11 protein-coding genes are annotated in these 14,253 nt (G+C 35.7%); 5 read left to right on the plus strand and 6 right to left on the minus strand.

The annotated features are described in order from the left end of the window. Window positions 1-62: 62 nt before the first annotated feature. The 4 genes from G7Y56_RS04020 to G7Y56_RS04035 form a co-directional block, all read right to left on the minus strand. Window positions 63-548: a hypothetical protein gene (locus tag G7Y56_RS04020; RefSeq protein ID WP_165041286.1), complete on the minus strand. Its 486-nt coding sequence runs from the start codon at window positions 546-548 to the stop codon at window positions 63-65. A gap of 187 nt (window positions 549-735) precedes the next feature. Beyond that, complete coding sequence (locus tag G7Y56_RS04025; RefSeq protein ID WP_165041288.1) at window positions 736-1,572, minus strand: hypothetical protein; 837 nt, start codon at window positions 1,570-1,572, stop codon at window positions 736-738. A gap of 182 nt (window positions 1,573-1,754) precedes the next feature. Beyond that, window positions 1,755-3,371, minus strand: coding sequence for an ABC-F family ATP-binding cassette domain-containing protein (locus G7Y56_RS04030; protein ID WP_165041290.1), 1,617 nt, complete (start codon window positions 3,369-3,371; stop codon window positions 1,755-1,757). Between the two features lie 99 nt (window positions 3,372-3,470). Beyond that, window positions 3,471-4,664: a lactonase family protein gene (locus G7Y56_RS04035; RefSeq protein ID WP_165026000.1), complete on the minus strand. Its 1,194-nt coding sequence runs from the start codon at window positions 4,662-4,664 to the stop codon at window positions 3,471-3,473. Window positions 4,665-4,828: 164 nt separating this feature from the next. On the opposite strand from G7Y56_RS04035, the gene G7Y56_RS04040 reads away from it, so the two are divergent. Beyond that, a complete protein-coding gene (locus G7Y56_RS04040; RefSeq protein WP_165026002.1) occupies window positions 4,829-5,089 on the plus strand; it encodes a type B 50S ribosomal protein L31 in 261 nt (86 codons plus the stop codon). Between the two features lie 75 nt (window positions 5,090-5,164). On the opposite strand, the gene G7Y56_RS04045 is transcribed toward G7Y56_RS04040, so the two are convergent. Together G7Y56_RS04045 and G7Y56_RS04050 are read right to left on the minus strand one after the other, a co-directional pair. Beyond that, complete coding sequence (locus tag G7Y56_RS04045) at window positions 5,165-5,878, minus strand: DUF4276 family protein (protein WP_165041292.1); 714 nt, start codon at window positions 5,876-5,878, stop codon at window positions 5,165-5,167. A gap of 6 nt (window positions 5,879-5,884) precedes the next feature. After that, entirely contained in the window at window positions 5,885-7,030 is a 1,146-nt protein-coding gene (locus G7Y56_RS04050) for an AAA family ATPase (RefSeq protein WP_165041294.1), read from the minus strand. A gap of 152 nt (window positions 7,031-7,182) precedes the next feature. Between G7Y56_RS04050 and G7Y56_RS04055 the strand changes: the two genes are divergently transcribed. The 4 genes from G7Y56_RS04055 to G7Y56_RS04070 all read left to right on the plus strand — a co-directional run bounded on the left by G7Y56_RS04055 (window position 7,183) and on the right by G7Y56_RS04070 (window position 14,244). Then, window positions 7,183-9,465: a cation:proton antiporter gene (locus G7Y56_RS04055; protein ID WP_165041296.1), complete on the plus strand. Its 2,283-nt coding sequence runs from the start codon at window positions 7,183-7,185 to the stop codon at window positions 9,463-9,465. Between the two features lie 20 nt (window positions 9,466-9,485). After that, entirely contained in the window at window positions 9,486-11,699 is a 2,214-nt protein-coding gene (locus tag G7Y56_RS04060) for a lipopolysaccharide assembly protein LapB (protein ID WP_165041298.1), read from the plus strand. Window positions 11,700-11,793: 94 nt separating this feature from the next. Continuing rightward, on the plus strand, window positions 11,794-13,539 hold the full coding sequence (locus G7Y56_RS04065) for a phospho-sugar mutase (RefSeq protein WP_165041301.1): 1,746 nt from the start codon (window positions 11,794-11,796) through the stop codon (window positions 13,537-13,539). Window positions 13,540-13,779: 240 nt separating this feature from the next. Further along, window positions 13,780-14,244 (plus strand): MarR family winged helix-turn-helix transcriptional regulator, encoded by a 465-nt coding sequence (locus G7Y56_RS04070; RefSeq protein WP_165026017.1) that lies wholly within the window; start codon window positions 13,780-13,782, stop codon window positions 14,242-14,244. Window positions 14,245-14,253: the final 9 nt, after the last annotated feature.

Genomic DNA, 14,253 nt, shown 5'->3' on the forward strand with positions numbered 1-14,253 from the left:
TATACATAAAAAAAGAGACTGTGCATCACACAGCCTCTTTCCTCAATACATATTAATATATTTTAGCGAAGATCATAATTCTGATCTTTAGCAAAAGCAGCTTGAATACCACCCATTGCATCCACTTTAGTCGAGTAGTCATTCATTTGGGCGTTATACTCTTCTATAAGTTTATTAAAATCTTCCTCTGTTGAATTTTCTGTAAGAGTTGAAAATTTACCACCTACTTCGATTAACTTTCTAACAGCATCGAATGTAGTAAGTGCTGATTCTTTGAATGCTTCGCCACCTTTAGCGATTCCCATTTCTTTAATTATCGCAATTTCTCTATCAACTCTAGCCAATGCACTATCGTTTTCTACCTTAAGAGCAGAATACGAATCTGACTCAATAGCATTAGTTAGTTTTGAATCGTACTCTATTTGTTGCTGTGCAATTTTTGCATTAGCATTAACAATTGCATCGTTAAATTCAATTGCACTCGGTCCATTACTACAAGATGTGAAGGCAGCTACTGCTACAACTAGAGAGAATAATACTTTTTTCATGTTTTGAAAATTTGATGTTTTAAATAAATAAAATAAGTTTTGTAAAAGTTTTTTAGAATGAGCTGCAAAGATAAATAAAAAATATTAAATAATTATCGCTTTGCTTCTACATGGGGTATATCACTATTTCCTGTATATTACACAATCCAAATTTTGGAATTAACTTTAGCAATTAACATATTGATGATCAACAATCAAACTCATATGTTGATTCACCGGCGCAATGTACAATTTCACCCTTCTGTGCTTTAGATGACAAGAATAGCACCACATGCCTCGATTCATAATCCCGTGACACACTGAATATAAAATCAAGCTTACCATCTTCATCCATATCTCCCAACCATAGTAATTGGGCAAAAGTATAATTAAATGAAGGAATGGCAATAATAAGCTGCTCACCTTCCACTCCCTTCTCAGATAAATAGAGTCGATAGTTTACAACCTCGTCCCACCTTGCCGGATCTTCATCATCGCCCATAGAAGCCATACCACCCTTAGTGGTAATACCATCGCCGCGTAACACGTAGCTGTGATTATTAAAGTCGAACAGATATTTTTCACCTACCCAAATATGACTTTTTCGTTCAGGTACCTGAATACTTGCGATATTTTTGTTAGCAGGGCGTAAACCCTTTATTAAAAACAAGCTTTTTCTTTTTGAACCTACATAAGTAGTTGAATCGTCAAGACAGTCATCATAAAACTTTCCTGTTTCTATCTCCGCACGTTCCATGTAGTATTTTCCGGAAATACTATCCTGATAAAAATCATACCATTCTTCTGCAAACATATGAGCATAATCGGATGGTTCTGTACCACGATATCCGGCAGGTTCCAGAAAATCGATCCCTATGTTTACAAAAATTGGCAATAGAAGGGTATCCGGCTTAACCTCAATTTCATCATTTACTATGGCAGAGGCTGTATCCGACAATAAGGAGTATAATCTGTTTTCCTGTATTGTTTCTTTTTGCTTGCAAGATAATAGGCAAATTACAGATAAAAGGAGTATTAATCTCATGTAGTTCATATGCTTGTGTATCTTATATTATTCTTATTTATGGCTGATGCCTGCAAAGATATAATATATATTTTCTTAAATAAAAAAAGAGACTATGCAGTACATGGTCTCTTTCTATATATATATATATATATATATATATATTACTTACTCTTTATATCTATCAAACAAACATCAGTAGATCACGAAGACAAAACACGTTTCTTTGCCAAGAATTCTTTTATTCCACCAATATGCTCTCTTACCTTTTTATCTGAAAACTCGAACACTTTAGTTACAAGGCCATCCAAAAAGTCCCTGTCATGCGATACAAGTATAACTGTACCCGCATAGTCTAACAATGCATTTTTCAAAACCTCTTTTGTCTTCAAATCTAAATGGTTGGTCGGCTCATCGAGAATAAGCAGATTAACAGGTTCAAGTAATAGTTTAATCATCGCCAGACGAGTCTTCTCTCCTCCCGACAACACTTTTACTTTTTTCTCTGAATCATCTCTGTTAAACATAAAGGCTCCTAATATACTACGTATCTGTGTACGTATATCTCCTTCTGCTACACGATCTATCGTTTCGAAAACAGTAAGATCTTCATCTAACAATTCTGCTTGATTCTGCGCAAAATAACCCACCTGAACATTATGTCCAAGCATCATAGTTCCATCGTAAGAGGTCTCTCCCATTACACATTTTACGAATGTCGATTTACCTTCGCCATTTTTTCCGGCTAATGCTATTTTTTCTCCACGCTCGATCATCAGATTAGCATTTTCAAAAACCAAATAGTCATCATATTTCTTAGTAACACTATCTACTGTCAACGGATAATCGCCCGAACGGGTAGCAGGTTGAAAACGAATACGAATCTGCGATTTGTCTTCTTCATCAATTTCTACACGTTCCATTTTTTCTAACTGGCGAACACGACTTTGTACAAGAACAGCTTTTGCTGCCTGTGCCCTGAATCGCTCCACAAACTCCTCTATCTCGGCAATTTGCTTTTGCTGCGACTCCCAAGCATGAATTTGCTGTAAACGTCGTTCCTGACGAAGTTCTACATATTTAGTGTAATTTACTTTATAATCATAAATACGCCCCATAGTCAACTCGATAGTACGGGTAGTAACAGCATCGATAAAAGCACGGTCATGCGATATCAACACTACGGCTTTGGCTTGTGTCATAATGAAATCCTCTAACCAGCCTATAGACTCGATATCAAGGTGATTAGTCGGCTCGTCGAGTAACATCACATCAGGATTACGTAATAAGAGTTTAGCCAATTCGATACGCATACGCCACCCTCCGCTAAATTCGCTGGTAGAACGATCAAGGTCTTCTCGCTTGAAACCTAATCCAAGCAATGCTTTCTCAACCTCTCCCTCGAAGTTGATACCTTCGACCATCCCTAGACGCTCGTGAGCATGTGTGAAATCGTCTATTAACTTGGCATAATCGTCAGATTCGTAATCGGTACGAGTTTCCAATTGTTTGTTCATATCCTCAATCTGTATCTGCAAATCGGAGATATGTGAAAAAGCCAATGAAGCTTCTTCTCTTACGGTTCGCTCATCCGTTATCTTCATTACCTGAGGAAGATACCCGACTGTTACTCCATCGGGTCCGGTTACTGTTCCTTTATAATGCGTATTTACACCGGCCAGAATTTTAAGCATGGTACTCTTACCTGCTCCATTTTTTCCAACCAATGCAATTTTATCTTTATCGTTAATTATAAAACTGATATTATCGAATAGAGTTCTATCCCCTAATTCTACTTTTAAGCTATCTATTATTAGCATTCTATGTCGTATTTTATTTTGAAGGTGCAAAGGTAATTAAAAAAGTAAGCCGTACGAATTTAGAATCACTCGCACGGCTTACTTTTTATATTTAGTATTTTATTTAAATGAAGCGAACTTCAAACAAACAGGCATATCGAGTTTGATATCTTTATATACATTTTCTAATAAACCTGTTTTTTTATCGATCTCGAAAATTTGAATAATATCGTTATCACGACTAGCTACAAGCAAATATTTACCATTTGGTGTAATTGCAAAATTACGAGGGTGGATGCCCGTATCCTGATAACCGACTTTAGTAAGCTTTCCATCAGTTTGATTGATTGAATATATTGCCAATCCATCACCTTTCAAACGATTAGATGCGTATAAGAACCGCCCATCGGGTGATATATGTATATCGCCACTTCCTTTTGCATTAAGTGTATCTGCTTGTATTGATTGGAATTCTTTCAAATCTCCGTTATTATATTCGAAAGCAATAACAGAACCTGATAATTCAGTTATGAGGTATGCGTACTTTCCATTGGGATGAAACTCTAAATGACGAGGTCCCGATCCGTCTTTTATTTTAAAAGCGGGAGGTGTACTGATCTTCAAAAAGTCTTCGGTACTATTATCGTTAACTTCAAATTTATGTATTTTATCTGTTCCTAGATCGCTCGCAAATAAATACTTTTCGTCTGGTGAAAATACTACACAATGCAAGTGAGGTTGACTCTGGCGCTCATCAACACCTTTACCCATAAAGCTTATAACACTCGACGCAGGCGCTAATGTTCCATCTTCATTTGTATTAAACAAAGTAATGCTTGCTCCAAGATAATTCGCTGTTACCACATGCTTTCCCGCTCTGTCTACAGTAATATAGCAAGGGGCTCCCCCACCCGTCAGCTGGGTATTTAACAATTTGAGTTTACCATCCTTTTTATCGAAAGATAGAGCATTGGCAGCAGAAGTATTATCATCGTTCTCTGTTACTGCATACACAAACTTCTCATCTTTACTTATAGCTAGATAAGACGGATTGTCTACCTTCGCCATACTTACATATTTAGAGTATCCGGAAATTGTGTCGAATTGATAAACATATATACCATCACTTTCGCCCGATGTATACGTGCCTACCAGAAGATACATACTTGTGTCGTCAGAAATTGATTCCATAGCCAGTTTAATTGAGTCAGCTTCGGTTAAAGCTTTATTTTCAGTAGTATTTGTCGTCCCTTTATTGGTACATGCAATCATTGACAAAGCAATAATAGGTGCTATAAAATATTGTTTCAACATACTTATTATTCAGTTTTAATTTATTCAATAAACAAAAGAAACGAAAAAATATCAATTTAAAGACTATTTGCGAACAAAATCAAATAGAATATTTTTGTTTAATTAGATAAATAGTCTATCTTTGTCGTCCGAAAAAGAAGAAATAATTTAAAATACACTATAAAATGAAGAAAGATATTCATCCTGAAAATTACCGCGCAGTTGTTTTCAAAGATATGTCAAACGAAGAGATTTTCATCACTCGCTCAACTGTAAATGCAAAAGAAACAATTGAAGTTGATGGTGTAACTTATCCTCTTGTAAAACTTGAAATCACTAGTTCTTCTCATCCATTCTATACAGGTAAACAAACACTTGTGGATACAGCAGGACGTGTTGATAAGTTTATGAATCGCTACGCTAAACGTACGCAACCTAAGAAATAATATTTTATTTCACACGAATAATAAAAAAGCCCTAATGTTCAAACATTAGGGCTTTTTTATATCTGATAGTGTTTATTATTTTCTATTCTTTGTCTTCTCGAGAACTTTTATCAGCCTGTTTAAGGGAGTGATCTCGTAACGAATATTTTTCATTATGTTATTGAAATCCAGCTTACTTACTATTTTTTCTGTTTGTCCATAACGTTTTGTATACGACCTCCCCACCAATTGATAGATATTATCTAAGTCTTTAGCCGGATGTACTCTTGCTTCGGGATTCATCACATAAGGATCGATACCTAAATGTTTCTTTATAAAATTACCATCTAAGCGCCTGTCAATTTTCTTAAAATGATTTACTTCAGCTAAGAACCATGCTTCTATTTCGTGTACTGCTACAATAACGTCAAAATACGGTGCTTCATGCTTAAACCTGTTAGGCAAGAATCTCAAACCCATCTCCAATTTACCCAATTCGGCAAACGGGATTGGATAAAGATCTCTTAGTCCCACTATCTTACTGTACCCTCTCTCGCGTAGATTCTGTATATTCTCCAATATTTCAGATTTAACACGGTTATCCGAACCGCAATCGAATATCAGAACTTCATATAGCGGGGTACGCGACAATGATAAACTTCTAACAATCTCCTGCTTAGGAATATTTGTACCTCCGCGAAATTGTTTCTGTATTATATTGGTGTCTTGTGGGCCTAAAATTTCTCTGACTAAGCGATTAACGAAAATTTGTTCCGTTTGCCCTTCAACAAAAAAAGCAATTCTATTCATTAATATTTATCCGTTCTCCTCTTCTTCTATGTTACCAAATCCTTTTTTATAAAAGTCAGTTGTCAGAAAGTCGAAATTATTCAATCCTGTATATTTGAAATCGTCAAATTTTTCTGTCGAATTTACAATGTCATAAAATATTGACTTATTTTTTTCTCTTTCAATAACAGACCAAAACCGTAAAGGAATATGATTCATTATATGACGATCATTAGTCGTCATAAAATATTGAATATTTGAGTTATGTATTTTATTTGTAACAATATCAATCAATCCTTTCGAGCGTTCAAAATCAAGTCCTTCACCCATATCGTCTACTAATATGCAAACAGACATATTACTCATATGAGCGTAAGTAAGGAATATAAATAAAGCTAACGCCCGAAACATGCCTTGCGACATATCACGCTGAGAAACAATATAACGACCATCCTCCTCGACACAAATACCGTATCCTCCTTTGGCTTCCTGTATATCGATATCAGATATTTGAGAATATCCCAATTCATGCATACAAGACTTTATTTCGGAAATAAATTTATCACCGAATGTTTTTTTACCCATATAGAGAGTATAAACCAAAATACTTGTGTCCTCTACATCCTGATCTTTTTCTTCAATCACTCTATAATCCTTAACCAAATGAGCTTTTTCGATCTGATTGGAAAAAAAATAATTCTTTAGTGACTTACCCCACTGCACGAACGGTTTATAATAAATGTTACCATTCACATCTGTAGCTGTAATAGCCAGATGAGTGTCATCTACTGAAATAGAAACATTCTTGCTTTCTGCCAGTTCTATAAATAAACCTTTTGCTCTATTCATATATTCTTTCCCATCGACAAGCAATATTTCGGAGACAACAATTCTATCTTTAAAGTCAAGAAAATAATTATATTCTTTCTTATCCCCTTCGAATATAAGTTCAAATCGCTGCGTTGCTGTATTTGCTTTACTCAACGAAATTTTACCTGATAATAATCCGGCAATCTCCCTGATAACATTCAATGTACGGCTTTTACCCGATGCATTTTTACCCACCAACAGATTAATATTGCCAAAATATGCAAAATCATCTCCATTGCCGACAATACTCCATTCCCGGGCATCTTTGGTGTAACGTGTGTATTTTAAAGCTCTTAAAATCATAGGAAAATAGTTAAGCTAATACATATTATATCCCCCAAATATACACATAATTTACTATAACATGAGTATAAATCTATATAACGTATTGTCATATTTAATTGTATCTTTGTACCAAATAGATTATCAAATAATCATAAACATGTTTTTCGTTTATGAAAAATTATAAAAACCTCATTTTTTATGCTTCAGTAGTAAGCATTTTTTCTATTCTGGTATATATTATTATTAACCTTGGATCAGAAAACCTCGAAATTACACATGCCCCGCAAGACATTGTTTCTGAACGGAGTGCATGGTTTAATTTCATACGAAATATGGCCTCGAATTTATTGAGCCCCTTATCGATTCTACTTCTCCAGATAGTCGTTATTCTTCTTGCTGTTCGTATTTTTGGATGGATATGTCAAAAAATAGGACAACCCACTGTTGTAGGTGAGATATTTGCCGGTGTAGTATTGGGTCCTTCCCTTCTAGGTGCATACTTCCCCGAAATTTCAGATATGTTATTTCCGGTTTCATCACTCGATAACATCAAGTTTCTAAGCCAAATAGGGCTAGTTCTTTTCATGTTTATCGTAGGTATGGAATTGGACTTGAAGACTATAAGAAATAAAGCTCACAATGCCGTTATTATAAGTCATACGAGCATTGTTCTTCCTTTCACATTGGGTGTATTCCTTTCCTATATATTGTATGGGGAATTCACAAATAAAGATACACAATTCTTACCCTTTGCTCTATTCATGGGAATAGCAATGAGTATTGCCGCCTTTCCTGTCATGGCTCGTATTGTGCACGAAAGAGGTATAAACAAAACCCCGCTAGGCCCTGTAATAATTACATGTGCAGCCATAGACGACATTACTGCATGGTGTCTATTAGCCGCGGTAATTGCGATTGTAAACGCGGGCTCGTTCAGTAGTTCATTCTTTGTAATTCTATCTGCTATTTTATATGTCATCGTTATGTTTAAGGTAGTACGTCCATTCCTGAAACGTATAGCAGATCTTCAAACATCAAAAAGAGTAATAAATAAATCCGTAATAGCTGTATTCTTCCTCGTTCTCTTCCTATCGGCCTATGCTACCGAGGTAATTGGCATTCATGCCTTATTCGGCGCTTTCCTTGCCGGAGTAATTATGCCATCCAATATGGGGTTCAGAAGCTTATTTACAGACAAGATAGAAGATGTAGCCCTTGTATTACTGCTACCGATGTTCTTCGTATATACCGGATTAAGAACACACATCGGACTGCTCAACGAGCCGCATTTGTGGATAATGTGTGGAGGTATTATATTCCTTGCCGTTGCCGGAAAATCTATGGGGAGCGCCTTAGCTGCACGCTTCGTAGGCAACACATGGAAAGACAGCCTTACCATAGGTGCTTTGATGAACACACGCGGATTGATGGAGCTGGTTGTACTCAACATAGGGCTCGACTTAGGCATACTTACCCCCGAAGTATTTGCAATGATGGTTGTTATGGCTCTAACCACAACATTTATGACATCACCTCTATTAACACTGATAGACAAGATATTTAAGAAGAGGCAAACAGAAACAGAAGAAGTCGAGCAAAAGAAATACAAGATACTTGTTTCATTCGACAATTCCGATATGGGACGTAAACTTCTGTTCTTAGCCAATTGCTTTATCAGAAAAAGGCAAGCTCATTCCGAACTAACGATGCTTCATCTATCAGAAGGTAGTTTATTATATCAAAATACGCTGGACGAAGAGGAAGAAGAAATGTTTCAACCTGTTATAGATGAAGCTAATTCTTTAAGTCAGACTATTGTTCCGATGTTTAAGATTGGCAGTGATCCTCATGCCAATGTGGCAAAGATTGCCAATAAAGGTGATTATGATTTTTTAATCATCGGGCTTAAAGAATCTGTTTTCTCAAAAAATATGCTCGGACGTTTTCTAGGATTCTCTAATCAACTGATACACATCCCCAACTACCTGCTTTCGAGATTAGCCAACTATAAAAGATGGCGTAAGACCATCACAGCTCCGATCATGGATGAAGGTACACGTACCATTGTTTCCAAAACAGATATGCCGGTTGGCATATTTATTGATAAGGGAATAGTAGGTATAAGAACAGTATTTGTACCTATATTAGATGAAGGTGACATTTTTGTTGGAGAGTTCATGGAACGATTGGCTGAAAATTCATATGTGAGAATAACTTTATGGGACCCTATTGGACTGACTGATAGCTCCATAGAATTTATAAAATCGGTCAGAGCCATTAAAGCAGTCAATCCATATCTATTCCAATTATGGAATAATAATATCCCTATCGATAGTGATATTCTGAAGAAACAAGATCTGATGATGATAAGTTTAAACAGCTGGAAAAAACTGGAAGATAAAGGAACTCGATGGATTAAAGATGCACCATCTACTTTTGTTTTGACTAACTGATAACCAAAATAAGTTGATAAATGGAGAATCGAGATATAATATCGTTAAAGAAAGACATACTGCATTTTCTGTCAAAAAGGCAGTTAAAAGATGCGTTCGAATCACTTATTAAGTTGACAGTTAACACACAAGACTGGCAAATATCAGAGCATTTGAGCGAACTTGAGACCAATTATAAATACATGCTTCACTATCTTATTGAAGGTATTGAAGACCCTCTACGTGAAGATGTATACCGTAATCTGCTTCGCTCGTTATATGAACTGACTGACGATTCTGCCGATGAATTATTAAAAATAACATCATCTAATGTATTTTACGAGAAACAACGTATTAATGATTTAAAAACAACCACATTACTCGATTATCCTAATTTACTAAAAGATATATCAGACTCTATTTCCTTAACCGACTTAGTAGCTAATGGCCCTGAACAGGAAGCCAGAAAAAGAGATTTATCTATCAAAAGAGAACGTATAGCATCCGATATGTTCAATTGTGTATTTGTTTCGCCACGTGCAGATGAAAAAGCATTACAAGATTATTATTCCATTATAGATAGTTTGGATTTACCAAGCAGAGAGAAATGTTTATTTATATCAGCATTAAGTCTGAGTGTTTTTCACCGCTTCGATGCCCGTAAAGTACAAGCATTAATGCATGCATGCGGATCAGAGAATGTAGGTTTGCGCGTTAGAGCCATTGTAGCTCTGGTTATTGTGATGCAAATGTACGACATTCGTTGGTCGCTGTATCCCGAATTGCAGCATCGGTTAGATACTTTATCCGAAAGACCGGAATTTAGAAAAGGAATATTAAGCGTTATTATACAACTGATTCGCTCTCGCGAAACAGAAAAAATAAGTAAACGATTGACAGAGGAAATCATTCCTGAAATGATGAAATTCAATAATTTAGCCGGCAAAAAGCTAAACATGGAAGATCTGATGGGTGAAACCGACTTTGCCGATAAAAATCCCGAATGGCAAAAAGAACTTGAAGAATCAGGCTTAAGCAAAAAATTGCAGGAGTACTCGAACTTACAAATGGAAGGAGCCGATGTGTTTCATTCCACATTTTCGGGATTGAAAAGCTTTCCTTTCTTTTCAGATATGTGTAACTGGTTTCTGCCATTCGATCCCTCCTACTCCGAATTGACACCACTATTTACCAACGATCATAAGAATAATCTATTGCACGCTGCCATTGTCGATTCAGGACATATGTGTAATTCAGATAAATATTCTTTTTGCCTTAGCTTATTGCAAATATCATCAACACAACGTGAAATGATGATGGGGCGTCTGAATGCAGAATCGGAAGAAATAAAGCAACTTCAAAAAGATGCGAAAGATTTAAACCCTACTATTGACGACGAAGTTATTTCAAATCAATACATACAAGATCTTTATCGTTTTTTCAAACTAAATCCTCATCGTAACAGTTTTTTCGATATATTCAATTTGAGTCTCAATTTCTACGAAAAGAAATCAATATCTCCATTGATATCTGATACTGATAGCATGAAGAAGATTGCACTCTACTACTTCGAAAAAAATAATTTCAAAGAAGCATTAGATGTATTTACCCGTTTGGTAGAAACTGATGAAATGAGTGATAATATTTGGCAAAAAATAGCTTACTGCAAGCAAATGCTCAATGATCTGCAAGGAGCATTAGATGCATATTTACAAGCGGATCTTATTACGCCCAGCAATTCATGGATTATCAAGCATATTGCACAGCTATATCGTACATTAAAAAAACCGGAACTAGCACTGGATTATTACAAAAAAGCTGCTCAATTAACACCTGACAATCTAGGCATAGAACTAAATATAGGACATTGTTATTTAGAACTAAAAGATTATGACAGCGCATTAAACAGCTACTTCAAGGTTGAATTACTGGACGCGAAAAGTACCAAGACATTACGCCCGATAGCATGGACCGCATTCTTGCTCCATAAATTTGACTTATCGCAGAAATATTATCAAAAGATAATAACCAGCAAACCTAATGTACATGACTACCTCAATGCAGGACATGTTGAATTATGTATAGGGAACAAAAAGGCGGCAATTGCCTTTTATAAAGAAGCAGCCGTAATGGAAGGCAGTTTTGAACAATTTATAAATTTATTCGAAGCTGATAGAGATGTTTTGATCAATAGTGGAGTTGAGGAACAATTATTTCCATTTCTTTTCGACCAAATAAAGTACGAATTAGATTAAATTAAAAGAATCGTACTTTTCATTCGTATTTTGATGCGAATTTTAAATAGTTTATTACTTTTGTTATATATAGAAACTCTTAAATCACCATAAAATGGACAACAAGGATTTGATCGCACAAGTAACAGCCAAAGCACAAACATGGCTTTCAGATAAGTATGATGCTGAAACCAAAAAAGAAGTACAAACATTATTAGATAATGAAGATAAAACTGAACTGATAGAATCTTTTTACAAAGATCTTGAATTCGGCACGGGCGGTCTTCGTGGTGTTATGGGAGTGGGTACAAACCGGGTAAATATTTATACAATTGGTGGTGCAACACAAGGACTAGCAAACTATTTACTAAAAGAATTTGCTGCCATAGAACAAATAAAGGTCGTTATCGGACACGACTGTCGTAATAACAGCCGCAAATATGCAGAAATATCGGCTAACATATTTTCAGCTAACGGAATCAAGGCGTATCTTTTCGAAGATTTACGCCCTACTCCCGAGGTATCTTATGCCATTCGCCATCTAGGTTGCCAAAGTGGTATTATGATCACTGCTTCGCATAATCCTAAAAAGTATAACGGATATAAAGTTTATTGGGATGATGGAGCACAAGTAATCCCTCCTCACGACAAGAACATTATAGCTCAAGTAAACCGCGTTACTGTCGATGATATTAAATTTAAAGGCAATAAAGCCCTGATAGAAATAATGGGTAAAGAGATGGATGATAAATATATCAAAGATCTTAAAACAATCCTTTTGTCTCCCGACTCCATTAAACGTCATGGCGATCTTGGTATTGTATATACTCCGCTACATGGAACAGGGTTTACAATTATCCCTAAAGCAATGAAAGCTTGCGGATTTACCAATATAATAAATGTGCCCGAACAAGATGTATTAAGTGGTGATTTCCCAACAGTGGTTTCTCCAAACCCCGAAGATCCTGCAGCAATGGCTCTTGCAGTTAAAAAAGCTGTGGAAACAAATGCTGATCTTGTGTTTGCAACCGATCCTGATGCCGATCGCTTTGGCGCAGGTATTCGTAATAGCAAAGGAGAATTCATTCTATTGAATGGTAACCAAACCATGCTAATTCTTATCTACTACATCATTACTCGCAGAAAAGAATTAGGACTGTTGACAGGAAATGAATATACAGTGCGTACAATCGTTACGAGCATGTTAACTCAAACAGTATCAGAAAAAAATGGTGTAGAAATGTTTGAATGCTATACCGGATTTAAATGGATCGCAGCTGTAATCAGAGAACTCGAAGGTAAACGTAAATATATAGGTGGTGGTGAAGAAAGCTATGGCTTCCTTGCTCAGGACTTCGTCAGAGACAAGGACTCTGTATCGGCAGCAATCTTGTTTGGCGAAATTGCCGCGTGGGCTAAAGATAACGGTAAAACTCTTTACGAAATGCTACAAGATATATATGTAGAGTACGGCTTCTCGAAAGAGATAGGTATATCTGTTACCAAAGAAGGGCGTAGCGGAGCTGAAGAGATAGAGGCGATGATGAAAACATTCAGAGAAAACCCTATTAAAGAAATAGCAGGCTCTAAAATAGTGCTTATAAAAGATTTTGCAACTCTGAAAGCTCAAGATTTAGATCTTAACGAGACATTTACCCTCGAAATGCCGACAACCTCTAATGTATTACAATATTTAACTCAGGATAATACAAAGATATCCATTCGTCCATCAGGAACGGAGCCGAAGATTAAATTCTACATAGAAGTTCATTGCAAATTAAAGTCTAGAGAAGAGTTCGATACTGTAGATGAAGCTATGGAGGAAAAAGTAAAACAAATCTGCGCCGACTTGGGAATATAATTAAATAAATCAGAATATAAAATAGGCTGAATAGGATTAACTATTCAGCCTATTTTCGTATTTAGACAAACAACTACCTACCAATATATTAGTTAAAACAAGTGTGAATTTAATGTTAAATTAATGTTAAAGAACATATTTTAGCAATGTCAACGCACACTTATTATAAGCATACTTACTATATTTGCATCCAAAATAAACTAAAAATAGAAATGGAAATAGAAAAGAAGGTATAACATAATGGAAGCAAATTGCAAATTTGGAAATCCAACAGACGATGTTGGATACTTAATATGGCGAGTTTCTAAATTTTGGCAAAGGGGAAAACATCGGGTATTAGAGGAATTTGGCCTTACTGGACCACAACTGGAAATACTTGGTGCTATATATCATATGACAATGTGTAAAATAGAAATTACCCAGATAATTCTGTCACAAGAAACCGATATAGATCCAATGACCACCTCTACAATTATTAGGAATCTTCAAAAAAAAGGACTAATAAGTAGGCGAGAAAGCAAAACAGATACTCGCGCACGTATTGTAGGAATAACAGATGCTGGTGAACAATTATTTCAGAGAGCAATAACGAAGGTTAGAGAAATTCAGGAAGTATTATTCGAAGATATTGATAAAGATGCGTTGAAGACGCAATTAGTGATATTATTAAATGTATTAGATAAACAAAAAAAGGTAAACAATTAAAATAGGTAT

Source organism: Dysgonomonas sp. ZJ709 (genome assembly GCF_011039195.1).
Classification (GTDB): domain Bacteria; phylum Bacteroidota; class Bacteroidia; order Bacteroidales; family Dysgonomonadaceae; genus Dysgonomonas.

Coding starts and splice junctions, on each gene's coding strand:
- G7Y56_RS04030 (WP_165041290.1), bottom strand. CDS start 3,371: ATGCTAATAATAGATAGCTTAAAAGTAGAATTAGGGGATAGAACTCTA.
- G7Y56_RS04035 (WP_165026000.1), bottom strand. CDS start 4,664: ATGTTGAAACAATATTTTATAGCACCTATTATTGCTTTGTCAATGATT.
- G7Y56_RS04060 (WP_165041298.1), top strand. CDS start 9,486: ATGGAGAATCGAGATATAATATCGTTAAAGAAAGACATACTGCATTTT.
- G7Y56_RS04045 (WP_165041292.1), bottom strand. CDS start 5,878: ATGAATAGAATTGCTTTTTTTGTTGAAGGGCAAACGGAACAAATTTTC.
- G7Y56_RS04050 (WP_165041294.1), bottom strand. CDS start 7,030: ATGATTTTAAGAGCTTTAAAATACACACGTTACACCAAAGATGCCCGG.
- G7Y56_RS04055 (WP_165041296.1), top strand. CDS start 7,183: ATGAAAAATTATAAAAACCTCATTTTTTATGCTTCAGTAGTAAGCATT.
- G7Y56_RS04040 (WP_165026002.1), top strand. CDS start 4,829: ATGAAGAAAGATATTCATCCTGAAAATTACCGCGCAGTTGTTTTCAAA.
- G7Y56_RS04020 (WP_165041286.1), bottom strand. CDS start 548: ATGAAAAAAGTATTATTCTCTCTAGTTGTAGCAGTAGCTGCCTTCACA.
- G7Y56_RS04070 (WP_165026017.1), top strand. CDS start 13,780: ATGGAAGCAAATTGCAAATTTGGAAATCCAACAGACGATGTTGGATAC.
- G7Y56_RS04065 (WP_165041301.1), top strand. CDS start 11,794: ATGGACAACAAGGATTTGATCGCACAAGTAACAGCCAAAGCACAAACA.
- G7Y56_RS04025 (WP_165041288.1), bottom strand. CDS start 1,572: ATGAGATTAATACTCCTTTTATCTGTAATTTGCCTATTATCTTGCAAG.